Origin of the sequence: Bacillus sp. AF62, assembly GCF_050312695.1 — a bacterium.
GTDB lineage: Bacteria > Bacillota > Bacilli > Bacillales > Bacillaceae_G > Bacillus_A > Bacillus_A cereus.
Genome location: NZ_JBNPJZ010000003.1, coordinates 33,622 through 58,425 on the forward strand (window position 1 = coordinate 33,622; position 24,804 = coordinate 58,425).

Below are 24,804 nucleotides of genomic sequence, written 5' to 3' on the forward strand. Positions count from 1 at the left end.
TAGTCTACAGGTTATCCCAATTATTCCTTAGTTGTCTCAACTTCGACATTCAATTTATCTGCTGATTGATGATCATCGTCATCTTCTGTATCACGCATTTCAATTTCTGTATCGTCGCTAGACATCATTTTAACGTCCATACCTAAACTTTGCAGCTCTTTAATCAATACTTTGAATGATTCAGGAACGCCTGGTTCTGGAACATTTTCGCCTTTAACAATTGCTTCATAAGTCTTAACACGTCCAACAACATCATCAGACTTCACTGTTAAGATTTCTTGAAGAGTATAAGCAGCACCGTAAGCTTCAAGTGCCCAAACCTCCATCTCACCGAAACGCTGTCCACCGAACTGAGCTTTACCTCCAAGAGGTTGCTGCGTTACAAGTGAGTATGGTCCAGTAGAACGAGCATGAAGTTTATCGTCAACCATGTGCGCAAGTTTGATCATATACATGACACCAACAGATACGCGGTTATCGAATGGTTCGCCAGTACGTCCGTCATACAGGATTGTTTTCGCGTCATTTGCCATACCAGCTTCTTCAATTGTGCCCCAAACATCTTCCTCACGAGCACCATCAAATACTGGTGTTGCAATGTGAATGCCCAGGTATCTTGCTGCCATACCAAGATGAAGCTCTAATACCTGACCGATATTCATACGAGATGGTACCCCTAATGGGTTTAACATGATATCGATTGGCGTACCGTCTGGTAAGTAAGGCATATCTTCTTCTGGTAAAATACGAGAAATAACACCTTTGTTACCGTGACGTCCGGCCATCTTGTCACCTTCAGAAATTTTACGTTTTTGAACGATATATGCACGTACAAGTTGATTCACGCCTGGTGGCAATTCATCGCCATCTTCACGGTTGAATACTTTTACGTCTAAGATAATACCGCCACCACCGTGTGGTACACGTAGTGATGTATCACGTACTTCACGCGCTTTTTCTCCAAAGATAGCATGTAATAGACGTTCTTCAGCTGTTAATTCTGTTACACCTTTAGGTGTTACTTTACCAACAAGTAAATCTCCATCTTTTACTTCAGCACCAACGCGAATGATACCGCGCTCGTCAAGGTTACGTAATGCGTCTTCCCCAACGTTTGGAATGTCACGTGTAATTTCTTCTGGTCCAAGCTTCGTATCACGAGCTTCTGATTCATATTCTTCAATATGAATAGAAGTGTACACATCATCTTTTACAAGGCGCTCACTCATGATGATCGCATCCTCGTAGTTATAACCGTCCCAAGTCATGAAGCCAACAAGCACGTTACGTCCAAGTGCTAGTTCACCTAATTCCATAGAAGGACCATCCGCAAGGATTTCACCTTTTACAACTTCATTTCCAACACTTACGATTGGACGTTGGTTGTAACAAGTTCCTTGGTTAGAACGAATGAATTTTTGCATTTTGTAGCGATCTAAGTCGCCTTTTACTGTTTGACCGTCAACTTCTACATAGCGACGTACCCAAACTTCACGTGCTTCTACGCGCTCAACAACACCAGGATGTTTACAGATTACTGCAGCACCTGAGTCTTTTGCTGATACGTACTCCATACCTGTACCTACAATCGGAGATTCCGGATTCATTAACGGAACCGCCTGACGTTGCATGTTCGCTCCCATAAGTGCGCGGTTAGAGTCATCGTTTTCTAAGAACGGAATACAAGCTGTCGCTGCCGACACTACTTGTTTTGGAGATACATCCATGTAGTCGATGCGTTCTCTATTTGTGACAATGTTTTCACCACGGAAACGAGCTACGATATCTTCACTTAGGAATTCACCTTCATCAGATAATTTCATATTCGCTTGGGCTACAACATAGTTATCTTCTTCATCTGCTGTTAAATAATCAACATGCCCTGTTACAAGACCAGTTTCTGGGTCAACACGACGATATGGTGTTTCAATGAAACCAAACTCATTTACTTTCGCGAACGAAGATAATGAGTTAATCAAACCGATGTTTGGTCCCTCTGGTGTTTCAATCGGACACATACGACCGTAGTGGGAGTAATGAACGTCACGTACTTCAAAGCCTGCGCGCTCACGCGTTAAACCACCAGGTCCTAATGCAGATAGTCTTCGTTTGTGAGTTAACTCTGCTAATGGATTTGTTTGGTCCATGAACTGAGATAACTGAGAACTTCCGAAGAACTCTTTAATAGATGCAATAACAGGACGAATATTAATTAGCGCCTGTGGTGTAATTGCATTTGTATCTTGGATCGACATTCTCTCACGAACAACACGTTCCATACGAGAAAGACCGATACGGAATTGATTTTGTAATAGTTCTCCAACAGAACGCAGACGACGGTTTCCTAAATGGTCAATATCATCTGTATCCCCTACTTTGTATAGTAGGTTGAAGAAGTAACTGATAGAAGCAAGGATATCACCTGGTGTGATGTGTTTCACATCACGAGTAATATTTGCATTACCAATTACATTAATTACACGTTCGCCTTCCGACTCAGGAGCATAAATCTTAATAGATTGCAGCTCAACATCGCCTTCTACCACTCCACCCATTGGTTTCGCTGTTTTGAATCCAATGTTTTTCTCTAAGTAAGGTAAAATGCGATCAAGTGTACGACGATCTAAGATTGTTCCTTCTGCCGCTAAAATTTCACCAGTTTCTGGATCCACTAATGTTTCAGCTAAACGTTGATTAAACAATCTGTTTTTAATGTGTAACTTCTTGTTGATCTTATAGCGACCTACATTTGCTAAATCGTAGCGCTTTGGATCGAAGAAACGAGACACAAGTAAGCTCTTAGCATTTTCTACTGTTGGTGGTTCACCAGGACGTAGACGCTCATAAATTTCAAGCAATGCTTTTTCTGTACTATCTGTGTTGTCTTTTTCTAATGTGTTGCTTAAGTATTCGTTATCACCTAAAAGCTCGGTGATTTCTTGATCAGAGCCAAACCCTAATGCGCGTAACAAAACAGTTACAGGAAGTTTACGCGTACGGTCAATACGCACATATACAACATCCTTAGCATCTGTCTCATACTCTAACCAAGCTCCGCGGTTTGGAATTACAGTAGCAGTAAAACCACGTTTTCCGTTTTTATCCACTTTGCCACTATAGTATACGCTTGGAGAGCGAACTAACTGGGAAACGATAACACGTTCTGCACCGTTAATTACGAATGTTCCAGTCTCTGTCATGAGTGGGAAATCTCCCATGAACACATCTTGTTCTTTTACTTCACCAGTTTCCTTGTTGATTAGACGCACTTTTACACGAAGTGGTGCTGCATACGTCACATCACGCTCTTTGCATTCGTCTACAGAGTATTTAGGTTCACCTAAGCTGTAGTCGATAAATTCAAGCGATAGATTTCCCGTAAAGTCTTCAATCGGAGAAATGTCTTGGAACATTTCTCGCAAACCCTCATCAAGAAACCACTGATAAGAAGAGGTTTGAATTTCGATAAGATTTGGTAACTCTAATACTTCACTAATACGGGCATAACTTCTTCGTTGGCGGTGGCGTCCGTATTGAACTAGTTGACCTGTCAACTGCTTCACCCCTCAAATCATGAGTATTATAAATGCACAAAAAAATTTGTGCAAAATCACAAATAAATACAACTACTGCTATTAGCGTAGTCTTTTTCTCTTAAAGATAAATACGTTGAGTCTTTCTACCTGCTCAAAAAAGAAAAATGGCTTCTATAAGAAAACCATCATTCTGTTTCATAATCTGCTGATTTTACTATCTTTTCCAAGAGAAACAAAAATATACATCTTTCTCAACGCAGAAAATCATATATTGGCATTGTATAATGTTAACATAGCCAAAAATAACCGTCAACGTTTTTTTGATTTTATGATATAATATCCTTTTTTCTTTTCTACAATCTCAACTTCAGAAAATACTTCTTCTAGTTTTTTCAGCGCAGATGGTGCACCTTGCTTCTTTTGAATAACAATCCAAAGTTCTCCACCTGGAACTAAATACTCCACAGCTTTTTCTAAAATCTCATGTACGATATCTTTACCCGCACGAATTGGAGGGTTAGATAGAATAGCAGCATACTCGCCATCTACATTTTCATAGACGCTACTTTGAAAAATACGTATATTCTCGATTCTGTTATTAGCGGCATTTTCTTTCGCAAGCCCAAGCGCCCTTTCATTCACATCCACCATGTGAACTTCACAACCTTGAAACTCTTTCGCTAACGACAAACCAATAGGACCGTATCCACAACCTACGTCTAATATATCACCTTTAATATCCGGCATTTGAAACGCTTCAATTAAAAGACGAGAACCAAAGTCCACCTCGTTTTTCGAAAACACCCCATGGTCAGATAAAAAAGTAAATTGAGATCCACGAAGTGGAAATTCCCATCGTTTACGATCACTTTTACTAGAAGGGTCGTTAGAAAAATAATGGTCTGCCATATGGCCACCTCTTTTCTTTACAGTTAAAAAAAAAGCTCGCATGAGAGCGAGCTTTTTTTAAAGCATCAAAAGTTAATTACTTAACTTCTACAGCAGCGCCAACTTCTTCAAGTTTAGCTTTCATTTCTTCAGCTTCCTCTTTAGAAACGCCTTCTTTGATTGCTTTTGGAGTGTTGTCAACTAATTCTTTAGCTTCTTTTAAGCCAAGACCAGTGATTTCACGTACAGCTTTGATAACTTTGATTTTTTGAGCGCCAGCACTTGCAAGTACTACGTCAAACTCAGTTTTTTCAGCAGCAGCTTCACCAGCGCCACCAGCTACAGCTACAGGAGCAGCAGCAGTTACGCCGAATTCTTCCTCGATAGCTTTTACTAAGTCGTTAAGTTCTAATACAGTCATAGATTTAACTGCTTCAATGATTTGTTCTTTAGTCATTGTAAATATCCTCCCTTAAATAGGTTTGTATTGTTTTATAGATAACAAGTAATTATCTTTTAAAAAATTAAGCGCCTTGCTCTTCCTTTTGTTCTGCAACTGCTTTAGTAGCAAGTGCAAGGTTACGGATTGGAGCTTGAAGAACGCTAAGAAGCATAGAAAGTAAGCCTTCACGTGATGGAAGAGTAGCGATTGCTTTAACCTCATCAAGTGTTACAAGTTTACCTTCGATTACGCCCGCTTTAATTTCTAAAGCTTCATGTTTTGTAGCGAAGTCGTTTAATACTTTCGCAGGAGCAACTACATCCTCGTTACTGAACGCGATTGCGTTTGGTCCTGTTAAGAATTCGTTTAACTCAGCCATTTCAGCAGATTCTGCAGCACGACGAGTTAGAGAGTTTTTGTAAACTTTGAACTCAACGCCAGCTTCACGTAATTGCTTACGTAATTCTGTTGCTTCAGAAACTGTTAAACCACGGTAGTCAACAACAATTGTAGATTTACTAGCACGAAGTTTGTCCGCGATTTCAGTTACAACTTGTTGTTTAGTTTCGATTACTTTGCTCATGTTATTACACCTCCTGTAGATTATATAGAAGATGTACCGAAAGTGCACTAAAAACCTCCATGCCCAACTTGTAGACATGGAGGCATATAGTCACAGAAAAAAATTCCGTTTCGTATATTAACACCTAGGTAGGAAATTAAGTCTATTGACACCTACTGTCTACGGTACACTATTTAAATTCACAACATAAATGATTATATTAAATCTTCTTTATGAAGTCAACTTCCAATTTTTACGCTAATGTAGAAACGTCTACGCGTACGCCAGGTCCCATTGTAGAAGCAACTGTTACGTTCTTCATGTAAGTACCTTTTGCAGCAGATGGCTTAACTTTTAATAAAGTGTCAGCGATTGTTTTGAAGTTTTCTACTAATTTAGCATCTTCGAAAGATACTTTACCGATTGGAACATGGATGTTACCAGCTTTATCAACGCGGTATTCAACTTTACCAGCTTTGATTTCGTTAACAGCTTTAGTTACATCGAAAGTAACTGTTCCAGTTTTAGGGTTTGGCATTAAACCTTTAGGTCCTAATACGCGACCAAGTTTACCAACTTCACCCATCATGTCAGGAGTTGCTACTACTACATCGAAATCGAACCAACCTTGTTGGATTTTACCGATGTAATCAGTATCGCCTACGAAGTCAGCGCCAGCAGCTTCAGCTTCTTTAGCTTTTTCACCTTTAGCGAACACTAATACACGTTGTACTTTACCAGTACCGTGCGGAAGAACAACTGCACCACGGATTTGTTGGTCAGCTTTCTTAGGGTCAACACCTAAACGGAATGCAGCTTCTACAGTTGCATCAAATTTAGCTGTGTTTGTTTTCTTTACTAATTCTACTGCTTCTGTTGCAGAGTAAGCAGATGCACGATCAACAAGCTTTGCAGCTTCTACGTACTTTTTACCTCTTTTAGCCATTTTTATTTCCTCCTCGAATGTGGTTTTAGCGGAATAACCTCCCACGTTTACGCCTGTTTTCAGGTATAACCTGAGGATGAGCGCCATCCATTTATTTAAAAACAATAATCATTTACGATAATAAAGGTTGCGAATTGGAATTCCAGACCCGCAACCTTTTTTAAAAACAAATCGAATTAGTCTTCGATAACGATGCCCATACTGCGTGCAGTACCTTCAACCATACGCATTGCAGCTTCTACGCTAGCAGCGTTTAGGTCAGGCATTTTAGTTTCAGCGATTTCGCGTACTTTATCACGCTTAACAGTTGCCACTTTATTACGGTTTGGTTCACCAGAACCAGACTCAATACCAGCTACTTTCTTAAGAAGAACAGCAGCAGGAGGAGTTTTAGTAATGAAAGTGAATGAACGGTCCTCAAATACCGTAATTTCAACAGGGATGATAAGACCAGCTTGATCTGCTGTACGAGCGTTAAACTCTTTACAGAAGCCCATGATGTTAACACCTGCTTGTCCTAATGCTGGACCAACTGGTGGAGCTGGGTTAGCTTTACCTGCAGGAATTTGAAGCTTTACCATTTTAATTACCTTTTTAGCCACGAGACACACCTCCTTAAGTCCGTGATGTGGTCAATTGGACAGTGATTTGCCCTCCCACGTCATATTTTATCTGTAAGGATAAAATCTTTCAAAAAACGTCTCCGATAACGAAGACGTACTGACTTAAAAGATATTATCACTTTTTACAATTCATTTCAAGTTTCATTTTATAATTTTTCAATTTGATGGAAGTCAAGTTCAACTGGAGTCTCGCGACCAAACATGTCCACAAGTACGCTAACCTTTTTCTTCTCCACATCAATTTCTTCAATAGCACCTGTATAATCTGCGAATGGCCCCTCATTTACACGTACTGTCTCATGAAGTTCAAAGTCGAAATCAACCACTTCGTTGTCCATTCCCATATGTTTCATAATGGTAACAACTTCCTCTTCTAATAGAGGTGATGGTTTAGATCCAGAACCAGAAGAACCAACGAACCCAGTTACACCCGGCGTGTTACGTACAACATACCAAGAATCATCAGTCATGATTAATTCTACTAATACATAACCTGGGAACACTTTTCTTTTCATTAATTTTTCTTTTCCGTTTTTCATTTCTACTTCTACTTCTTCCGGGACAACAACACGGAAAATTTTATCTTGCATACCCATTGATTCTACACGCTTCTCTAGGTTTGCTTTTACTTTATTTTCATATCCAGAATAAGTATGGACAACATACCAACTTTTTTCCATTCATTTAGGACGAGCGTCCTTCCCTCCCTGACGTACATTTTTTTGCGCAAATGAAAAAACCCGTTCACCGGGCTTTTACACAGTTCTTATAAATAACATTATATCATGGATAAGTGCTTCTTATTCAAGAATTAACCAAGAATTAACCGAATTAAAGAAGAAATGCCCATATCAACTACTGCGAAGAAAATCGCAAAGAACACAACTGTAGCAACAACAGTCGCTGTTGAGCGGAGTAATTCATCTTTTTTAGGCCAACTTACTTTTTTCATTTCGCGACCTACATCGCCGAAAAAGTTCGTTAAACGCATCTGCGGGACCTCCAGTGTATTATTTCAATTATTTATTTTGTTTCCTTGTGAACTGTATGCTGATTGCATGTTTTACAAAACTTTTTTATTTCAAGTCGCTCTATTGAGCTCGTATCTTTCATAGTAGAGTAGTTTCGATTTTTACACTCTTCACATGAGAGTACAACTTTTTTCCTCATTAGTTACACCAACCTTGTAACATTATGTCCCTAAAAATGTATCATACAATAAAAGACAATGTCAATGACATGCATTTTGTACTGTCTACAAAAGAAAACAGGTGATTTATTTTACACCTGTTGCACTTGTTATTTGTTATGAATTTAAAGTTGTACTTTCTCGCATTTCCATATATCGTTCCAATTTCCTCTTCACCCGCTGTAAAGCGTTATCAATAGATTTCACATGTCTGTTTAACTGTTCTGAAATCTCTTGATAAGAACGCCCATCTAGATATAAAGAAAGTACTTTTCTTTCTAAATCGCTTAATAATTCTGATATTTTTGATTCTATGTCTGTATATTCTTCTTGGCTAATAATCATCTCTTCAGGATCAGTTACCTTCGCTTCAGAAATAACATCCAATAATGTTCGATCAGATTCCTCATCGTAAATCGGCTTATCTAAAGACACATACGAATTTAAGGGAATATGTTTTTGCCTTGTTGCCGTTTTAATAGCGGTAATAATTTGTCGAGTGATACACAGTTCAGCAAATGCTTTGAATGAAGACAGCTTGTCCTCTTTATAATCACGAATTGCTTTAAACAATCCTATCATACCTTCTTGAACAATATCTTCTCGATCGGCACCCACTAAAAAGTAAGATCTTGATTTCGCGCGAACAAAGTTCTTATATTTGTGAATTAAATATTCTAGAGCGTCAGTATTACCTTTTCGAACTAACTCAACGATTGCCTCATCCTCTAAATCACGAAATGTAACGTCGCCTACACTTACGAAGCCTGCTTCCACCTTGATCCCTCCGACCGCTATTTATTTAGCAATATTATACAGTAAAAAGACAAAGAGCGTCAATGCTTCAACGCTCTCCTCTTCTTAATTTTTCTAATTTTTCTGTAATATCTTTACTAAATATCTTTCGCATGGCGGGTTGCTGTTCTTTCGTGTCTTTTGTACGCCTTCTTACTTGTTGCTCCATTGCCTGTACTTCCAACTCTAATTCACGCGCAGATTTCCGAAGGGCACCTTGCGCAAATATAACCCATTGTTCCGTGTAATCAGAAGTCGCAACATATATTCGTGTATTTATATTTCTAAGCTCTATCGCAAGTTGCTCTATCTTTTCGTCTGCAGTTTGATTCTTTCGTGTGAATATTACTTCCACACGAGATTGTTTCATCTTTTTTTCAATACCATGTACTGTATAGGCATCAAAGACTATCATCACTTTTGTACCTGTATAACCTTGATAATCCGCCATCTTATCAATAAGTGCATCTCTTGATGATTGTAAATCTACATCCCGCAGTTTCTTCAAATCTCCCCAAGCTCCGATAATGTTGTAACCGTCAACGATTAAAATATCGTTCATCTTTTATTTACCAATTTCGTGACGTTTACGATATACCTCATACATTAACAAACTTGCGGCTACGGAAGCATTTAAGGATGTAACTTTACCAACCATCGGTAGAGTGATTAGGAAATCACACTTTTCACCAATAATACGACTCATACCTTTTCCTTCACTACCAATTACTAACCCAATTGGCATTTTACCATCTAAATTACGGTAATCCGTTTTTCCTTTGGCATCTGTACCAGCAATCCAAAGTCCACGTTCTTTTAATTCATCAATTGTACGGGATAAGTTCGTTACGCGCGCAACAGGAATGTATTCAATCGCTCCTGTTGATGCTTTCGCAACTGACGCTGTAAGCCCCACAGCCCTTCTCTTTGGAATAATAATTCCATGAGCTCCTGTCGCATCAGCAGTACGCATAATAGAACCTAGGTTATGGGGATCTTCAATCTCATCTAAAATTAAGAAGAATGGATCTTCATTACGTTTTTCTGCCACTTTGAATAACTCTTCTAACTCCGCATACTGATATGCAGCTACTTGAGCAATTACACCTTGATGATTACCCTCAACTAATTGATCTAACTTTTTCTTTGGTGCATGTTGTAAAATAACCTTATTTTCTTTCGCTAACGCTAGTACAATCTGTACTTGTCCTTTGGCAGCACCTTCTGCGATCCAAATTTTATTTATATCTCTCCCTGATCGTAACGCCTCAATTACAGGGTTACGTCCGATAATATATTCACTACTCATGATGATGTGCCCCTTCCTTTTCTTCTAAAACTGCAATTGCCTTATATACAATTTCGTCTAATCTTTCACGGTTATTTAATAAATGATGATAACCAATTAGCGCTTCAAAGGCTGTACTATGTCGATATGTTTGTACATCCGTATTTTTTGGAACTGTACCTGAATTTGCATTACGTCCTCTTCTTAATACCGCCTCTTCTTCCTCTGTCAAAAACGCCGTCTCTAATAAATGATAAACAACTTTCGCCTGTGCTTTTGCTGAAACAAAGCTCGTCCCTAATCGATGTAATTGATTAGGGCGAACTTTCCCTTTTTGAAGTAGGTGATAGCGGATATATTGTTCATATACCGCATCACCCATGTATGCTAACGCTAAGCTGTTTAATTGCTTTGCATCAATCATTCTTATCCTCTTTTCCATCTTGTACCTTGAGCGGTATCTTCTAAAATAATATTACGGTCTTTTAAGTCATCGCGAATTTGATCTGATAATGCAAAATCACGATTTTTACGAGCTTCAATGCGTTTTTGAATAAGTGCCTCAATTTCTTCATCAAGCAACTCTTCTTGCGCTAATTCTAACCCTAAAATATCAAATAATGTTTCAAGTTGTTTTACGTATGCTTCAATTACCACTGTAGACGTATGTTCTTCCAGTAAATATTGATTCGCATGATTTGCCACATTATATAACTCAGTGATTGCATTAGCAGTGTTGAAGTCATCATTCATCGCTTCTTCAAATGCAGTCTGGAATTTTTCCAGTTCCGCTAACCATTTCTCATTATGGTCTGTTAAATCAGTACTACTCTCCATACGGTGTTTTAAGTTACCGTAAGCCGTCTTAATTCTTTCCAGTCCGTTATTTGTGCTTTGTAATAACTCTTCACTGAAATTAATTGGATGACGGTAATGTACCGATAGCATAAAGAATCTAATTAACTGCGGATTATATTGCTTAATGATATCGTGAACTAAAATAAAGTTCCCCAATGACTTAGACATCTTCTCATTATTAATATTAATATATCCATTGTGCATCCAGTAACGTGCAAATGTTTTTCCAGTTAACGCCTCAGACTGCGCAATTTCATTCTCATGATGAGGAAATGCTAAGTCTTGACCACCAGCATGAATATCGATTGTATCTCCTAAGTATTTACGTGCCATTGCCGAGCATTCAATATGCCAGCCTGGACGACCTTTCCCCCAAGGGCTTTCCCAGAAGATTTCTCCTTCTTTAGCATCTTTCCATAAAGCAAAATCAAGAGGGTCTTGTTTCTTTTCTCCTACTTCAATACGCGCACCGTGACGTAAGTCTGCGATTGGTTGATGCGATAATTTACCGTATCCTTCGAATTCCTTCGTTCTAAAGTACACATCACCTTCTGATTCATATGCATATCCTTTATTCACAAGTTCTTGAATAAATTCAATAATGATATCCATATTTTCCGTTACACGCGGATGAACTGTTGCGTGTTTGCAACCTAGTGCCGTTACATCCTCAAAGTACGCTTCAACGAAACGGTCAGCAATTGTCGGCACATCTTCACCTAATTCATTTGCTGCTTTAATTAATTTATCATCTACGTCAGTAAAGTTGGACACATACTGCACATCATACCCTTTATATTCTAAATAACGGCGTACCGTATCAAATACCATAGGTGGTCTTGCATTCCCAATGTGAATATAGTTATAAACTGTAGGTCCACACACATACATCTTTACCTTATTTTCTTCTAATGGAGTAAACTCTTCCTTTTGACGTGTTAACGTATTATAAATGTGAATAGTCATTTTTATCCTTCCTTTCTACCTTTACTTCAAGTTGTTTTTTCAATTTATCAAGTTCTACTTCCATGACCTTTAACTTATCAAAAATTGGGTCTGGAAGGTCAGAATGATTTAATTCTTGACCGATTTTTACTCCATTTTGAATAACGACTCGGCCAGGTATACCTACAACTGTAGAATGTGCAGGGACTTCTTTTAATACGACAGAACCTGCTCCAATTTTAGAATTCTCTCCAACTGTAATAGAACCTAGTACTTTAGCACCTGTTGCAATTAATACATTATCCTGAATTGTAGGGTGCCTCTTTCCCTTTTCTTTACCCGTACCACCTAATGTAACCCCTTGATAGATCGTTACATTATCACCAATTTCGCACGTTTCTCCAATTACAACCCCCATTCCATGGTCTATGAAAAAACGACGACCAATTGTTGCTCCTGGATGAATCTCAATGCCAGTAAAGAAACGACTAACTTGTGAGATCCAACGTGCAATAAAGAAGAAATTTTTTTTATAAAAAGCATGTGCAATTCGATGGGCCCAAACTGCATGTAATCCAGAGTAAGTCAAAATGACTTCGAAATAACTTCTTGCCGCTGGATCCTGTTCAAAAACGACTTCAATATCTTCCCGAAGCCTCTTAAACATCGACGTTCCCTCCCCTTTATGGGCTGCTTTTTCGAATGAACTAACTCCCTACTTATCTCCCTAAATCTTTATACACATAGATAAAATTTATACTCATACCCAGTTTTACGGTATAAAAAAAGACGCCTCTGTCATATTGACAGAGACGCCTTATAAGCGCGGTTCCACTCTGTTTAGGCTAAAAAAGCCTCAAACTCATCTCTGATAACGGTGTACACCGCTTCTGCTTACTTTACGCCCTAAGACGTTTCGCAAAACAATTTACTGTTCAGCAGAAGACTCGAAGGGGCATTTCAAAAATCCGCTTATAAACCACTTCCAGCCTAAAGGTGGTTCTCTCTGTAAAAAGCCTGATTTTCTACTTCTCCTTCTCGTCGCTTTTCCTTATTAGGTTTTAAGTATACTTATTATATTTCTAAACCTAGAAAATGTTAACCAATTACTTTTTGAAGACGATTTAAAACTTTTTCTTTTCCAAGAAGTGCAATAGCATTCGGAAGCTCTGGACCATGTGTTTGACCAGTAGTTGCAACACGGATTGGCATAAATAAGTTTTTACCTTTATGACCTGTTTCCTTTTGAACTGCTTTAATAGCCGCCTTAATTGCTGTTGGTTCCATCGCTTCTAGTGCTTCTACTTGACCAGCAAATGCACGAAGTACTTCTGGTACTTGTTCACCTTTTAATACTTCTTGTCCTTCTTCTTCATAATCAACATGATCTTTGAAGAACATTTCAGAAAGCTCTACAATTTCAGCTCCAAAACTCATTTGTTCATGGTATAAAGCAATTACACCACGGATCCAATCTTGATCTTGTTCACTTAAAGTTTCTCCCACACGTCCAGCTTTTACTAAATGCGGTAAACTTAACTCTACAACCGTATCTAAATCTTGCTTTTTCATATACTGGTTGTTCATCCATTTTAGTTTTTGAGAATCAAATAATGCAGGTGATTTTGATAAACGAGCTGCATCAAACATTTTGATAAACTCATCTTTAGAGAAGATTTCTTCTTCACCTACTGGTGACCAACCTAATAGCGCAATAAAGTTAAAGATTGCTTCTGGAAGATATCCAAGCTCTTTATATTGCTCAATAAATTGAATAATAGATTCATCACGCTTGCTTAATTTTTTACGACTTTCATTTACAATTAAAGTCATATGACCGAATTGTGGGATATCCCAACCGAAAGCTTCATAAATCATCATTTGTTTTGGCGTGTTTGAAATATGATCATCACCACGAAGTACATGTGTAATCTCCATTAAGTGATCATCTACTGCTACCGCAAAGTTATAAGTTGGGATTCCATCTTTTTTCACGATAACAAAATCACCAAAATCATTTGAATGGAATGCAACTTCGTCTTTTACGATGTCTTTGAATGTGTAATCACGATTAGCTGGTACATGGAAACGAATACTCGGAATACGTCCCTCAGCTTCAAATTCTTTCATTTGTTCTTCAGTTAAATCACGGTGGTTACCTGCATAACGAGGTGTTTCACCACGAGAAATTTGTCCTTCACGCTCTGCTTCTAGCTCTTCTTCTGTCATATAACATTTGTAAGCTAAACCACGCTCTAATAAATCTAGATATAATTTTTTATAAATATCTAAACGCTCTGTTTGACGATATGGTCCAAATTCACCGCCAACATCAACACCTTCATCCCAGTCCATACCGAGCCATTTTAAGTATTTTAATTGGCTTTCTTCTCCACCAGCCACGTTACGTTTTACATCAGTATCTTCAATACGAATAATAAACTTGCCATCTAAATGACGAGCAAATAAATAATTAAATAATGCCGTACGCGCATTTCCGATATGTAAGTGTCCTGTTGGACTTGGCGCATAGCGCACTCTCACTTGCTTTTCCATAATTGGTACACCTTCCATTCTTAATGTCTACACATTCTATAATTGTACAACAAAAAAATGTGATTATCCATCTTACGAATTAAAAACCATTATTTTTTCTGTAATAATACCACTGCTTGAGAGGCAATTCCTTCTTCCCTACCTGTAAATCCTAATTTTTCTGTTGTAGTTGCCTTTACATTAATGTTATCTATAGACGTTTCTAACAGTTCACTAATACGTTTACGCATACTTTCAATATGCGGTGCCATTTTTGGCTTTTGAGCAATGATTGTACAATCTAAATTCCCTAACTCGTAACCTTGTTCACGCACAAATTCCCAAACTTTTTGCAACAATACAGCTGAATCTGCATCTTTAAAAGCTGGGTCTGTATCAGGAAAATGCTTTCCGATATCTCCTGCTGCAATGGCACCTAAACATGCATCAGCAATCGTATGTAACAATACATCTGCATCTGAATGGCCGATTAATCCTTTCTCGTGTGGAATTGTAATTCCGCCAATAATTAACGGTCTACCTTCTGCAAATTCATGCACGTCAAAACCTTGTCCAATTCGAAACATTCTTTACATCCTCCTTGAGCTAAACCACTGAGCTTTATGACTCTATATTATATCGATATCCTTACAAAGAAAAGCCCGGCCATTGCCGAGCTTTTCTTTGTTATACACTATCACGGCTATTTTTTCAGAACATGAAGGAAACTTTCAGCAATTAGTAAATCCTCTGGAGTCGTCACTTTAATATTATAGTAACTCCCTTCTACTACACCTACTTGCTTTCCAATACGTTCCACGAGACTTGCATCATCTGTACCAAGAAAACAGCTCTGTTTTGCACTTCTATGAGCTTCTAGCAAAAGAGAAACAGAGAACCCTTGCGGTGTTTGTACAGCCTTAAGCTGAGATCGTTCTACCGTTTCGACAACAACACCTTGCTCTACCTTCTTAACTGTATCCTTTACTGGCACTGCACAAATGGAAGCTCCATATTTTTCTGCTGCTGTTAATACATCTTGAATCACTTTATTCGTTACGAATGGGCGCGCTCCGTCATGTACAAGAACGTATTCAACATCACTCGCATGCTGAATCGCGTTATATACACTATCTTGTCTTTCGGCTCCACCCTGAATAAATTGTACCTGTTTTTCAATCGGATACTTCTGCATTAATTCTTCAAAATACGGGCGTTCCTCTTCGTTAATTGCCATAACAATACTTTTGCACGCTTTATCTCTTTCAAAAGCACGTAATGTATGAACGATAATCGGTACTTCATTTATAAGTAAGAACAACTTATTTTTGCCAGCACCCATCCGCTTTCCTTGGCCGGCTGCCGGAATAATTAATGTATACATATTAATAATCCTCTACCTATAATGCTTTTTCTAATAATTTACGTTTTGCGAAAATCATACGACCAGCTGATGTTTGTAATACGCTAGTAACCAGTACATTAAGTTGCGAACCTACATACTCTCTACCATCTTCTACTACAATCATCGTACCATCATCTAAGTACGCAACACCTTGGTTTTGCTCTTTACCATCTTTCACAACATAAACATTTAATTCTTCGCCAGGGAGTACAACTGGTTTAATTGCATTAGCTAAATCATTAATGTTTAACACTGTTACTCCTTGTAATTCAGAAACTTTATTTAAGTTAAAATCATTCGTTACTACAGTTCCACCGGTGATTTTTGCTAACTTTACAAGTTTGCTATCCACCTCTTGGATATCCTCGAAATCGCCTTCATAAATTTCTACCGGAATCGGCATCTCTTTTTGAATACGATTTAAAATGTCTAGTCCTCTGCGACCACGATTACGCTTTAAAGCATCGGAAGAATCGGCAATATGCTGAAGCTCTTCTAATACGAATTGTGGAATCACAATTGTTCCTTCCAAAAACTTCGTTTGGCAAATGTCAGCAATACGTCCATCGATAATTACACTCGTATCGAGAATTTTCCAATGAGTCGTAGATTTTTCTGCTTCTGCCTCTTCGTTCTCGTTATTATTTTTCTTCTTACCTCCGCGTTGGGGTAATGTAAATAATCCTAGCAATTCATTCCTCTTTTTAAATCCTACTTGGAATCCTAAATATCCAAGTAAAAGAGTGAAGAACACTTGCAATACCGTACTAATAACCGGAATTGTAAATTCACGAATCGGTATTAAAATTAAATATGCAACAATAAGACCAGAGATCAATCCTAATGTACCAAATAAAACATCTGCTACAGGCGCCTTTACAAGAGCCTCTTCAATATGCTTAATAAGTTGAACAATATAATCTACAAGCCAAAATGTTGTTAAAAATAAAATAATTGCACCAATAATCGCACGAACATACGATCCTTCCAATAAAGGAACAGCACCGATGTCTAATACATTAATAACTTTTGGGATTAAGTAAATCCCTAACGCTCCCCCGATCACTAGAAAGAAGAGCTGTACGATCCGTTTTAACATCCAACCACCTCCTACTCATTATTAACCATTGTTTCGCTAATCAAAACGCCGAATGCAAAAGCGGACGTGTTTTTTTATAAATAGTTTTATTTACCAATATATCATATCATATACCAAAAATGTTCTAGTGTCGTTATATTATGGAATCAATGTAATATTCTTAATTGTGTCTACTCATATATAGATGCTCTTGAATTCTTTTTAAGCCTTCTCGTATTTTCTTCGCCCTTACTTCCCCAATTCCTTCCACATCATCCAATTCCTGAATAGTCGCGCGACAAACTCCTTGCAACGTTTTGAATCGATTAATTAAATTTTCAATGATAAGTGGCGGAACACGAGAGATTTTGCTTGTAATTCGATATCCCCTTGGCGTCACACTTTCTTCTAAACTGGTTTGCCCTGGGTAACCAAGTAATTTAACTAAATCACTATCCTCTAAAAGTTGTGTATTTGCAAGGTCCTGTAACTTTTTCAAAATTTGATGATGGTCTTGTGTTTTCTCCTGATGGTAATCTTTAATTAACAATGCTGCCTCTGCTTCTAAATCAGCTAGTAATTCTGTAAGCTGTAAACGAATTAACCTACCTTCTGTTCCTAGCTCATGAATATAGCTCAATATTTCATTTTTAATACGCAGTACCATTTCAACACTATGTAAAACGTGAACTACCTCAGACATTGTAACGACCTCTTCAAATTCTAGAATGCCCAAATTCGTAATACCATCATTCCATACAGCCTTATATTTTTCTAACGTTTGAATAGCTTGGTTTGCCTTTGTTAAAATAACCCCTATATCTTTTAGTGTATAACGTAAGTTCCCTTGATATAGCGTAATTACGTTACGTCTTTGTGAAATGGCCACAACAAGGCTGCCCGTCTGCTTCGCTACACGTTCTGCTGTTCGGTGACGCATACCGGTTTCAATAGAATCAATAGATGCCTCTGGAACTAACTGTGCATTCGCTATTAAAATTTTACTTCCCGTTTCATTTAAAATAAGTGCCCCGTCCATTTTTGCTAATTCATATAAACTAGCAGGAGAGAATGCACAATTAATGTGAAAACCACCATCCACAATACTTTTAATCTGCTCATTATATCCAAGAACAATTAGCCCCCCTGTTTGTGCGCGAAGTACATTATCTATCCCTTCACGCAGTGGTGTTCCTGGGGCCACGAGCTGTAAAATATTAATCATACTTTTGACACGTTGCTTATTTTCTTCCATAGCCTAGCCTCCTAATGTCAAACGAAGCGCTTCTCCTAAATTAGAAACACCTACAACCTCAATCCCATCCGGAATTGTCCATCCTCCTAAGTTTTTTCTAGGAATAATAACACGTTGAAATCCTAATTTAGCCGCTTCTTGTACACGTTGTTCGATTCTTGATACTCTTCTTATTTCTCCAGTTAATCCTACTTCTCCTATTACTGCATCAGTTGGTGCCGTAGATTTATCCCTAAAACTTGAGGCTATACTTAAAGCCACTGCTAAATCAATTGCCGGTTCGTCTAATTTCAAACCACCAGCTACTTTTAAATATGCATCTTGATTTTGCAATAGTAAACCTGTTCTTTTTTCTAATACTGCCATAATAAGCGAAACACGGTTATGATCAATTCCCGTCGCCATTCTTCGAGGATTTCCAAAACTAGTAGGGGAGATTAATGCTTGTATTTCTACTAAAACCGGTCTTGTTCCTTCCATTGAAGCAACTACTGTTGATCCTGCAACACCAACCGGCCTTTCCTCAAGGAAGATTTCAGAAGGATTTAAAACTTCCGCAAGACCAAGCTCTTTCATTTCAAAGATACCCATTTCATTCGTGGAACCAAAACGGTTCTTCACAGCCCGTAAAATACGATACGTATGGTGTCGATCTCCTTCAAAGTAAAGAACTGCATCGACCATATGTTCTAACATACGAGGTCCTGCAATTGCTCCTTCTTTTGTCACATGCCCGACAATGAAAATAGGGATTCCTTTTGTTTTTGCAAGTTTCATTAATTCCGCTGTACATTCACGTACTTGTGCCACACTTCCTGGTGCTGACGTCACTTCAGGTAAATGTATCGTTTGAATAGAATCAATAACAACAAAAGCTGGATTCATCTCTTCAATATGTGCTGCAATACGCTGCAGGTCTGTCTCTGCTACAACAAATAGATTGCTACCCTTTACATGCAAACGATCTGCACGAAGTTTAATCTGCTTTGCTGACTCCTCACCCGATATGTATAATACATCATATGAAGAATCTGCTAATTGTGATGAAATCTGTAATAGTAATGTTGATTTTCCAATCCCAGGGTCTCCACCAATAAGCACTAAGGACCCATCTACAATTCCACCACCAAGCACACGATTAAACTCTTGAAATTCCGTTTCAATACGTGCCTCAGACTTTGTTTCTACTTCGGTAAGACGTCTTGGTTTTGTTACTTCCGTTTGAATTGCATTCGCGTAATTAAGGCGCCTAGATGATACAACTGGTTCCATTTCTTCAACAAGTGTATTCCATTGACCACATCCAGGACATTTACCCATATATTTTGGTGACTGATAACCACATTCTTGACATATAAATTTCGTTTTCTTTTTAGCCATACCTTTTTATAGTTCACTTCACTTTCGTCTATAAACGTTTATCCTTCTCGTACAAGAAAGAGGGCTATCGCGTAGCCCTCTTTGTTTGTCTATACTTATTTTACCTTTTCCGCACTATGAATGACAAATGATTCTCCTTCTACATCAAAGATAACTTTTTGTCCTTTCTCAATAGCACCTTTTAAAAGTTCTTCTGATAGTCTATCTTCTACATGTTTCTGAATTGCTCTGCGAAGTGGACGAGCGCCATACTCACGATCAAATCCTTTATCTGCAATAGCTGAAATTGCCCCTTCCGTTAAGTGCAATTCGATTTCTTGTTCTTTTAAGCGATTAACTAACTGATTTACCATAAGAGTTACAATCTCTTGAATATGTTTTTTCTCAAGCATATGGAATACGATAATTTCATCAATACGGTTTAAGAATTCTGGACGAAATGCCTTTTTCAGCTCATCCATTACTTTACCTTTCATATCCGAATAATCACGGCTTTCATCTTGTACATTAAATCCAAGATGTTTGTTACGTTTTAACGCCTCGGCACCAACGTTAGACGTCATAATAACAATCGTATTACGGAAATCAACTGTACGTCCTTTAGAATCTGTTAAACGACCATCTTCTAATACTTGTAGTAAAATATTAAACACATCCGGATGAGCTTTCTCTACCTCATCTAATAAGACAACTGAATATGGCTTGCGACGAACTTTCTCTGTTAATTGTCCACCTTCTTCATATCCAACATATCCTGGAGGAGAACCAACTAAACGGGAAGTAGAATGCTTCTCCATGTATTCTGACATATCGATGCGAATCATTGCATCTTCATCACCGAACATAGATTCTGCTAGTGCTCTTGCAAGTTCTGTTTTACCTACACCTGTTGGCCCTAAGAAAATAAATGAACCAATTGGGCGCTTCGGATCTTTTAATCCTGCTCTTGCACGACGAACAGCTTTTGCTACAGCTACTACTGCTTCATCTTGACCAATCAAACGATCATGGAGAATGGATTCTAAATTTAATAATTTATCAGTCTCTGTTTGTGCAAGTTTAGAAACTGGGATACGCGTCCATGTAGAAACGACATTTGCAATATCTTCTACCGTAACCTCTGAATTTTCTTTTCCTTGTTGCTCTTTCCATTGACGTTTTGTATCTTCTAACTTCTCACGTAAGCGTTGCTCCATATCACGTAAGGATGCAGCCTTTTCAAATTCTTGACTTTGTACAGCTGCATCTTTTTCTTTTCGAATCTCCTCAAGCTTCACTTCAAGCTCTTTTAAGTTTGGTGGTGTTGTATAAGAACGTAAGCGAACTTTTGAAGCAGCTTCATCAATTAAATCAATTGCTTTATCTGGTAAAAAGCGATCTGTAATATAACGATCTGAAAGTTTTACAGCTGCATCAATAGCGTCATCTGTAATAGATACACGGTGATGCGCCTCATAACGATCACGTAAACCTTTCAAGATTTGAATCGATTCTTCTAAACTTGGCTCATCAACATGAATTGGTTGAAAACGTCTTTCTAAAGCCGCGTCTTTTTCAATATATTTACGATACTCATCTAAAGTTGTTGCCCCAATACATTGTAACTCTCCTCGTGCTAAAGATGGTTTTAAAATATTCGATGCATCGATTGCACCTTCTGCTCCACCTGCACCAATTAATGTATGAAGCTCATCAATAAATAGAATAATATTGCCTGCTTGGCGAATTTCATCCATCACTTTCTTTAAACGATCTTCAAATTCACCGCGATATTTCGTTCCAGCTACCACTGTACCCATATCTAGTGTCATAACACGCTTATCTCTTAAAGTTTCAGGAACTTCATTATTTACAATTTGCTGTGCTAATCCTTCTGCAATTGCCGTTTTACCTACACCAGGCTCACCAATTAATACTGGGTTGTTTTTCGTTCTACGGCTTAATACCTCAATTACACGTTGAATTTCTTTACCACGTCCAATAACAGGGTCTAAGCGATTTTCACGCGCAACAACTGTTAAGTCCCTTGCTAAACTGTCAAGTGTCGGTGTATTTGCATTTGATGCTGAACCACCTTGATGACCTGAACTAGCTTCATTACTTCCAAGAAGTTGTAAAACTTGTTGTCTTGCTTTATTTAGACTTACACCTAAATTATTTAAAACACGTGCGGCTACACCTTCACCTTCACGGATTAAACCGAGTAAAATGTGTTCTGTTCCAACGTAAGAATGGCCTAGCTTACGCGCTTCATCCATAGATAATTCAATAACCTTTTTAGCACGAGGTGTATAATGTACAGTTTGAGAAGCTTCTGTTCCACGCCCAATTAACGCTTCTACTTCTTTTTGAACTTTCTCTGGACTTAATCCAAGAGCAATTAATGCTTTTGCTGCAATTCCTTCACCTTCGCGTACAAGCCCAAGTAAAATATGTTCTGTTCCAATATTATTATGCCCAATACGAATTGCTTCCTCTTGAGATAAAGCTAATACTTTCTGTGCTCTTTCTGTAAATCTTCCAAACATCATAGAAATCGCCTCCTACTTGCGCTTAGTTTTTTTCAATACGTAATCGCTCACGGATTAAGGTTGCTCTTCGATAATCTCTTTCTTCTGGCCCTAAAGGTCCACCTGCGTATTGTTGTAAAATACCTGGTTGTGTAAGAACCATTAGCTCAGTCAAAATATTTCTCGATATACCTTTTATATATCCTAGATCAATACCAAGTCGTACATCCGATAAGCAATTGGCTGCTTCTGCAGATTGAATTAAACGACTGTTTGCTAGTATGCCGTAAGAACGATAAACCTTATCTTCAAGTTCAATACTTGAATTTTGTACAATTAATTCTCTAGCTATTTTTTCTTGCTGTATAATTTGTTGAATGACACTCTTTAAATCTGCAATAATATCTTCTTCAGACTTTCCTAGCGTCATTTGATTTGAAACTTGAAATATATTACCTAACGCTTCGCTACCTTCACCGTATATTCCTCTTACTACTAACCCTAATTTTTGAATTACTTGTATAATACGGCTAATTCTTTTTGTTAAAACCAGTCCCGGTAAATGAATCATCACAGAAGCTCTTAACCCTGTGCCAACATTAGTAGGACAACTTGTAATATATCCAAGTGACTCATCAAAAGCGTATTCAACTTCTTTCTCAATCCAATTATCTATTTGATTGGCGCTTTGAAGCGCCTCTGATAACTGTAATCCTGAAAATAGGCACTGAATCCGAATATGGTCTTCTTCATTAAGCATAACACTAATATGTTCACTTTCTGATAGTAGACATGCTCCATATTCTGTCCCTGCAAGATTTGGACTAATTAAATGCTTTTCGACTAAAACTCTCCTTTGAAGAGGGGTTAATTCATTCATCTTTAATAGTCCAAACTCCCCAAAGGAACCTACTGCTTTATTTATAAATTTCTTTTTGAATAGTTCATGAATCTGTTTAGCTTCTTCTTCGTTTTGCATAGTGGAAAATTGATATTGTTTAAAATTACGAGCCAAACGAATTCGACTACTTAAAACAATATCAGAATCAGGGCCATCCCCCTTCATCCATGGACTAATTGCTTCGTTCATAATTTTGTCCAGTGACATAGAATTATTCCCCCTCCCTATGCTCACTAAGCTGTATTTCAAGACCTCGGATTTTATCCCTTACCTCTGCAGCTTTCTCAAATTCCTCTTTCTGTACGTATTGTTTCAGAATAAGTTTTAGTTCATCTAATTCTTTCTTTAAGTGGATATTTCCTTCTATACGTTCCGGAATTTTTCCACAATGTTCTGTATGCCCACCGTGAAGGCGTTTTAATAATGGCTTTAAATGCTCCTTAAATGTATCGTAACAAGAAGAACAGCCAAAACGTCCGACTTTTGTAAATTGTTCATATGTCATCTTACAATCTGGACACCTTACTATATCTGCATTTGAAAATCCATTTTTTCCTTCTTCAAACATTGTTGATTCACCGTGTAATAAACCAGCAAATAAATCATGAAATGAAAAGTTAGACTGCGATGATTGAAAGAAAGACGTATAGCCACTTTGCTCTGCACATTGCTCACAAAGATGAACTTCCGCCTTCTTCTCGTTAATTACTTTTGTATAATGTAAAGTTGCTGGTCTTATGTTACAGTTTTGACAAGTCATCACTATCCCCACCTTTACAACAGGAACGCTCTATCTCATGGTACTTTTCATACATTACTAGATTGTTCGCTTTCCTGAATCCATTTAAATAAAAGTGCATGTTCTTTTTCAAAACTTCTACAATATTTAACTGCTTTATCTTAGTTATCAATCTTTTACAAAAGTTATATTTATTTATATTTCAGTGTTCTTAACATTGCGCATAATATTCGAGCCCTAAGTTCATCTCGAGAAGGAACATCCATTGATAATACAGAACGGTCTATTACACTTAACATCAGTTTCGCTTCACGATTTGTTATGATTCCCTCTTCTATTAAACGTATAATCATACTTTCTGCATTCCCTTGCGCAACGCTATGATCAATCATATGAAGCATTTGATCAATAATGTCTATATCATCATGCAGTTTGACTTTTATAATGCGAATGTAACCTCCTCCACCACGTTTACTTTCTACTACAAATCCTCTTTCTAACGTAAAACGGGTATTGATTACATAATTGATTTGAGATGGTACGCACTCGAATCGATCCGCAATCTCATTTCTCTTGATTTCAATCACATTATTATTACTTAAGTCAATAACTTGCTTTAGATATTGCTCAATGATATCAGATATATTTCTCATTTATCCGCCACCTTCATTGACTTTGACTATCTTTGACTTTAATTATATACGTATTAATAAAATTTGCAACTCTTTTGCTTATTCACTATCCTAGCCACATTCCCCTGTATTTAAACAAAATATGAATACTTTAAACACATTTTTTATTACTATGGATTATAAAATAAAACACGAAAAAACACGAGTCATTTGACTCGTGTTTTAGTTGCTTGGCGACGTCCTACTCTCACAGGGACAAGGTCCCAACTACCATCGGCGCTAGAGAGCTTAACTTCC

25 protein-coding genes and 2 other annotated features are annotated in these 24,804 nt (G+C 37.8%); all 25 genes read right to left on the bottom strand.

From position 1 onward, the window contains the following. Positions 1 to 20: 20 nt before the first annotated feature. The gene (rpoB, locus tag ACQRBL_RS00600; protein WP_000147553.1) at positions 21 to 3,554 is read right to left on the bottom strand and encodes a DNA-directed RNA polymerase subunit beta; all 3,534 of its coding nucleotides are present in this window, start codon (positions 3,552 to 3,554) and stop codon (positions 21 to 23) included. 291 nt (positions 3,555 to 3,845) lie between these two features. Further along, positions 3,846 to 4,445 (bottom strand): class I SAM-dependent methyltransferase, encoded by a 600-nt coding sequence (locus ACQRBL_RS00605; RefSeq protein ID WP_000763269.1) that lies wholly within the window; start codon positions 4,443 to 4,445, stop codon positions 3,846 to 3,848. Positions 4,446 to 4,521: 76 nt separating this feature from the next. Then, positions 4,522 to 4,881, bottom strand: coding sequence for a 50S ribosomal protein L7/L12 (gene rplL, locus ACQRBL_RS00610; protein ID WP_000159737.1), 360 nt, complete (start codon positions 4,879 to 4,881; stop codon positions 4,522 to 4,524). Positions 4,882 to 4,948: 67 nt separating this feature from the next. Continuing rightward, positions 4,949 to 5,449 carry a 50S ribosomal protein L10 gene (gene rplJ / locus ACQRBL_RS00615; RefSeq protein ID WP_000048718.1) on the bottom strand — a complete coding sequence of 167 codons (501 nt, stop codon included), beginning with the start codon at positions 5,447 to 5,449 and terminating at the stop codon, positions 4,949 to 4,951. A 39-nt stretch (positions 5,450 to 5,488) separates the two neighbouring features. Next, positions 5,489 to 5,632 (bottom strand) — a sequence feature (ribosomal protein L10 leader region). Between the two features lie 49 nt (positions 5,633 to 5,681). Next, positions 5,682 to 6,374 carry a 50S ribosomal protein L1 gene (gene rplA / locus ACQRBL_RS00620; protein ID WP_002094239.1) on the bottom strand — a complete coding sequence of 231 codons (693 nt, stop codon included), beginning with the start codon at positions 6,372 to 6,374 and terminating at the stop codon, positions 5,682 to 5,684. Positions 6,375 to 6,550: 176 nt separating this feature from the next. Next, positions 6,551 to 6,976, bottom strand: a complete 426-nt coding sequence (gene rplK, locus ACQRBL_RS00625; protein ID WP_001085872.1) for a 50S ribosomal protein L11 — start codon at positions 6,974 to 6,976, stop codon at positions 6,551 to 6,553. Between the two features lie 167 nt (positions 6,977 to 7,143). Next, positions 7,144 to 7,677: a transcription termination/antitermination protein NusG gene (gene nusG, locus ACQRBL_RS00630; RefSeq protein WP_000415794.1), complete on the bottom strand. Its 534-nt coding sequence runs from the start codon at positions 7,675 to 7,677 to the stop codon at positions 7,144 to 7,146. Between the two features lie 131 nt (positions 7,678 to 7,808). Further along, the gene (gene secE / locus ACQRBL_RS00635) at positions 7,809 to 7,988 is read right to left on the bottom strand and encodes a preprotein translocase subunit SecE (RefSeq protein WP_001241323.1); all 180 of its coding nucleotides are present in this window, start codon (positions 7,986 to 7,988) and stop codon (positions 7,809 to 7,811) included. 32 nt (positions 7,989 to 8,020) lie between these two features. After that, positions 8,021 to 8,167: a 50S ribosomal protein L33 gene (rpmG, locus tag ACQRBL_RS00640; RefSeq protein ID WP_014481927.1), complete on the bottom strand. Its 147-nt coding sequence runs from the start codon at positions 8,165 to 8,167 to the stop codon at positions 8,021 to 8,023. A 136-nt stretch (positions 8,168 to 8,303) separates the two neighbouring features. Continuing rightward, positions 8,304 to 8,963, bottom strand: coding sequence for an RNA polymerase sporulation sigma factor SigH (locus ACQRBL_RS00645; RefSeq protein ID WP_000387198.1), 660 nt, complete (start codon positions 8,961 to 8,963; stop codon positions 8,304 to 8,306). 67 nt (positions 8,964 to 9,030) lie between these two features. Further along, positions 9,031 to 9,543 (bottom strand): NYN domain-containing protein, encoded by a 513-nt coding sequence (locus ACQRBL_RS00650; protein ID WP_000997887.1) that lies wholly within the window; start codon positions 9,541 to 9,543, stop codon positions 9,031 to 9,033. 3 nt (positions 9,544 to 9,546) lie between these two features. After that, on the bottom strand, positions 9,547 to 10,290 hold the full coding sequence (gene rlmB / locus ACQRBL_RS00655) for a 23S rRNA (guanosine(2251)-2'-O)-methyltransferase RlmB (protein WP_000093765.1): 744 nt from the start codon (positions 10,288 to 10,290) through the stop codon (positions 9,547 to 9,549). After that, positions 10,283 to 10,693, bottom strand: coding sequence for a Mini-ribonuclease 3 (locus tag ACQRBL_RS00660; protein WP_097961715.1), 411 nt, complete (start codon positions 10,691 to 10,693; stop codon positions 10,283 to 10,285). Before ACQRBL_RS00660 ends, rlmB begins: the two co-directional genes overlap by 8 nt. A gap of 2 nt (positions 10,694 to 10,695) precedes the next feature. Continuing rightward, positions 10,696 to 12,093 (bottom strand): cysteine--tRNA ligase, encoded by a 1,398-nt coding sequence (gene cysS, locus ACQRBL_RS00665; RefSeq protein ID WP_000152273.1) that lies wholly within the window; start codon positions 12,091 to 12,093, stop codon positions 10,696 to 10,698. Continuing rightward, entirely contained in the window at positions 12,074 to 12,739 is a 666-nt protein-coding gene (gene cysE / locus ACQRBL_RS00670; protein WP_000476500.1) for a serine O-acetyltransferase, read from the bottom strand. Before cysE ends, cysS begins: the two co-directional genes overlap by 20 nt. 138 nt (positions 12,740 to 12,877) lie before the next feature. Continuing rightward, positions 12,878 to 13,123: a binding site (T-box leader), on the bottom strand. Positions 13,124 to 13,170: 47 nt separating this feature from the next. Further along, positions 13,171 to 14,628, bottom strand: coding sequence for a glutamate--tRNA ligase (gene gltX / locus ACQRBL_RS00675; RefSeq protein WP_411996360.1), 1,458 nt, complete (start codon positions 14,626 to 14,628; stop codon positions 13,171 to 13,173). Between the two features lie 89 nt (positions 14,629 to 14,717). Next, positions 14,718 to 15,194, bottom strand: a complete 477-nt coding sequence (gene ispF / locus ACQRBL_RS00680; protein WP_000488386.1) for a 2-C-methyl-D-erythritol 2,4-cyclodiphosphate synthase — start codon at positions 15,192 to 15,194, stop codon at positions 14,718 to 14,720. 116 nt (positions 15,195 to 15,310) lie between these two features. Next, complete coding sequence (gene ispD, locus ACQRBL_RS00685; RefSeq protein WP_000288307.1) at positions 15,311 to 15,991, bottom strand: 2-C-methyl-D-erythritol 4-phosphate cytidylyltransferase; 681 nt, start codon at positions 15,989 to 15,991, stop codon at positions 15,311 to 15,313. Between the two features lie 16 nt (positions 15,992 to 16,007). Continuing rightward, the gene (locus tag ACQRBL_RS00690) at positions 16,008 to 17,111 is read right to left on the bottom strand and encodes a PIN/TRAM domain-containing protein (protein WP_000919679.1); all 1,104 of its coding nucleotides are present in this window, start codon (positions 17,109 to 17,111) and stop codon (positions 16,008 to 16,010) included. 160 nt (positions 17,112 to 17,271) lie between these two features. Further along, the gene (gene disA, locus ACQRBL_RS00695; protein ID WP_063546189.1) at positions 17,272 to 18,345 is read right to left on the bottom strand and encodes a DNA integrity scanning diadenylate cyclase DisA; all 1,074 of its coding nucleotides are present in this window, start codon (positions 18,343 to 18,345) and stop codon (positions 17,272 to 17,274) included. Between the two features lie 3 nt (positions 18,346 to 18,348). Beyond that, complete coding sequence (gene radA / locus ACQRBL_RS00700; RefSeq protein WP_001085199.1) at positions 18,349 to 19,725, bottom strand: DNA repair protein RadA; 1,377 nt, start codon at positions 19,723 to 19,725, stop codon at positions 18,349 to 18,351. Between the two features lie 95 nt (positions 19,726 to 19,820). Beyond that, on the bottom strand, positions 19,821 to 22,256 hold the full coding sequence (gene clpC, locus ACQRBL_RS00705; protein WP_000971170.1) for an ATP-dependent protease ATP-binding subunit ClpC: 2,436 nt from the start codon (positions 22,254 to 22,256) through the stop codon (positions 19,821 to 19,823). Positions 22,257 to 22,278: 22 nt separating this feature from the next. Further along, complete coding sequence (locus ACQRBL_RS00710) at positions 22,279 to 23,343, bottom strand: protein arginine kinase (RefSeq protein ID WP_000050836.1); 1,065 nt, start codon at positions 23,341 to 23,343, stop codon at positions 22,279 to 22,281. Positions 23,344 to 23,347: 4 nt separating this feature from the next. Beyond that, a complete protein-coding gene (locus ACQRBL_RS00715; RefSeq protein ID WP_000128385.1) occupies positions 23,348 to 23,896 on the bottom strand; it encodes a UvrB/UvrC motif-containing protein in 549 nt (182 codons plus the stop codon). Between the two features lie 170 nt (positions 23,897 to 24,066). Next, positions 24,067 to 24,528, bottom strand: coding sequence for a transcriptional regulator CtsR (ctsR, locus tag ACQRBL_RS00720; protein WP_001244560.1), 462 nt, complete (start codon positions 24,526 to 24,528; stop codon positions 24,067 to 24,069). Positions 24,529 to 24,804 lie beyond the last annotated feature (276 nt).

What these genes read in the sequence shown, in the direction of transcription:
- ACQRBL_RS00605 (WP_000763269.1), bottom strand. Translation starts at nt 4,445, where the DNA reads ATGGCAGACCATTATTTTTCTAACGACCCTTCTAGTAAAAGTGATCGT.
- rplL (WP_000159737.1), bottom strand. Translation starts at nt 4,881, where the DNA reads ATGACTAAAGAACAAATCATTGAAGCAGTTAAATCTATGACTGTATTA.
- rplJ (WP_000048718.1), bottom strand. Translation starts at nt 5,449, where the DNA reads ATGAGCAAAGTAATCGAAACTAAACAACAAGTTGTAACTGAAATCGCG.
- rplA (WP_002094239.1), bottom strand. Translation starts at nt 6,374, where the DNA reads ATGGCTAAAAGAGGTAAAAAGTACGTAGAAGCTGCAAAGCTTGTTGAT.
- nusG (WP_000415794.1), bottom strand. Translation starts at nt 7,677, where the DNA reads ATGGAAAAAAGTTGGTATGTTGTCCATACTTATTCTGGATATGAAAAT.
- secE (WP_001241323.1), bottom strand. Translation starts at nt 7,988, where the DNA reads ATGCGTTTAACGAACTTTTTCGGCGATGTAGGTCGCGAAATGAAAAAA.
- rpmG (WP_014481927.1), bottom strand. Translation starts at nt 8,167, where the DNA reads ATGAGGAAAAAAGTTGTACTCTCATGTGAAGAGTGTAAAAATCGAAAC.
- ACQRBL_RS00650 (WP_000997887.1), bottom strand. Translation starts at nt 9,543, where the DNA reads ATGAACGATATTTTAATCGTTGACGGTTACAACATTATCGGAGCTTGG.
- rlmB (WP_000093765.1), bottom strand. Translation starts at nt 10,290, where the DNA reads ATGAGTAGTGAATATATTATCGGACGTAACCCTGTAATTGAGGCGTTA.
- ACQRBL_RS00660 (WP_097961715.1), bottom strand. Translation starts at nt 10,693, where the DNA reads ATGATTGATGCAAAGCAATTAAACAGCTTAGCGTTAGCATACATGGGT.
- cysS (WP_000152273.1), bottom strand. Translation starts at nt 12,093, where the DNA reads ATGACTATTCACATTTATAATACGTTAACACGTCAAAAGGAAGAGTTT.
- cysE (WP_000476500.1), bottom strand. Translation starts at nt 12,739, where the DNA reads ATGTTTAAGAGGCTTCGGGAAGATATTGAAGTCGTTTTTGAACAGGAT.
- gltX (WP_411996360.1), bottom strand. Translation starts at nt 14,628, where the DNA reads ATGGAAAAGCAAGTGAGAGTGCGCTATGCGCCAAGTCCAACAGGACAC.
- ispF (WP_000488386.1), bottom strand. Translation starts at nt 15,194, where the DNA reads ATGTTTCGAATTGGACAAGGTTTTGACGTGCATGAATTTGCAGAAGGT.
- ispD (WP_000288307.1), bottom strand. Translation starts at nt 15,991, where the DNA reads ATGTATACATTAATTATTCCGGCAGCCGGCCAAGGAAAGCGGATGGGT.
- ACQRBL_RS00690 (WP_000919679.1), bottom strand. Translation starts at nt 17,111, where the DNA reads ATGTTAAAACGGATCGTACAGCTCTTCTTTCTAGTGATCGGGGGAGCG.
- disA (WP_063546189.1), bottom strand. Translation starts at nt 18,345, where the DNA reads ATGGAAGAAAATAAGCAACGTGTCAAAAGTATGATTAATATTTTACAG.
- radA (WP_001085199.1), bottom strand. Translation starts at nt 19,725, where the DNA reads ATGGCTAAAAAGAAAACGAAATTTATATGTCAAGAATGTGGTTATCAG.
- clpC (WP_000971170.1), bottom strand. Translation starts at nt 22,256, where the DNA reads ATGATGTTTGGAAGATTTACAGAAAGAGCACAGAAAGTATTAGCTTTA.
- ACQRBL_RS00710 (WP_000050836.1), bottom strand. Translation starts at nt 23,343, where the DNA reads ATGTCACTGGACAAAATTATGAACGAAGCAATTAGTCCATGGATGAAG.
- ACQRBL_RS00715 (WP_000128385.1), bottom strand. Translation starts at nt 23,896, where the DNA reads ATGACTTGTCAAAACTGTAACATAAGACCAGCAACTTTACATTATACA.
- ctsR (WP_001244560.1), bottom strand. Translation starts at nt 24,528, where the DNA reads ATGAGAAATATATCTGATATCATTGAGCAATATCTAAAGCAAGTTATT.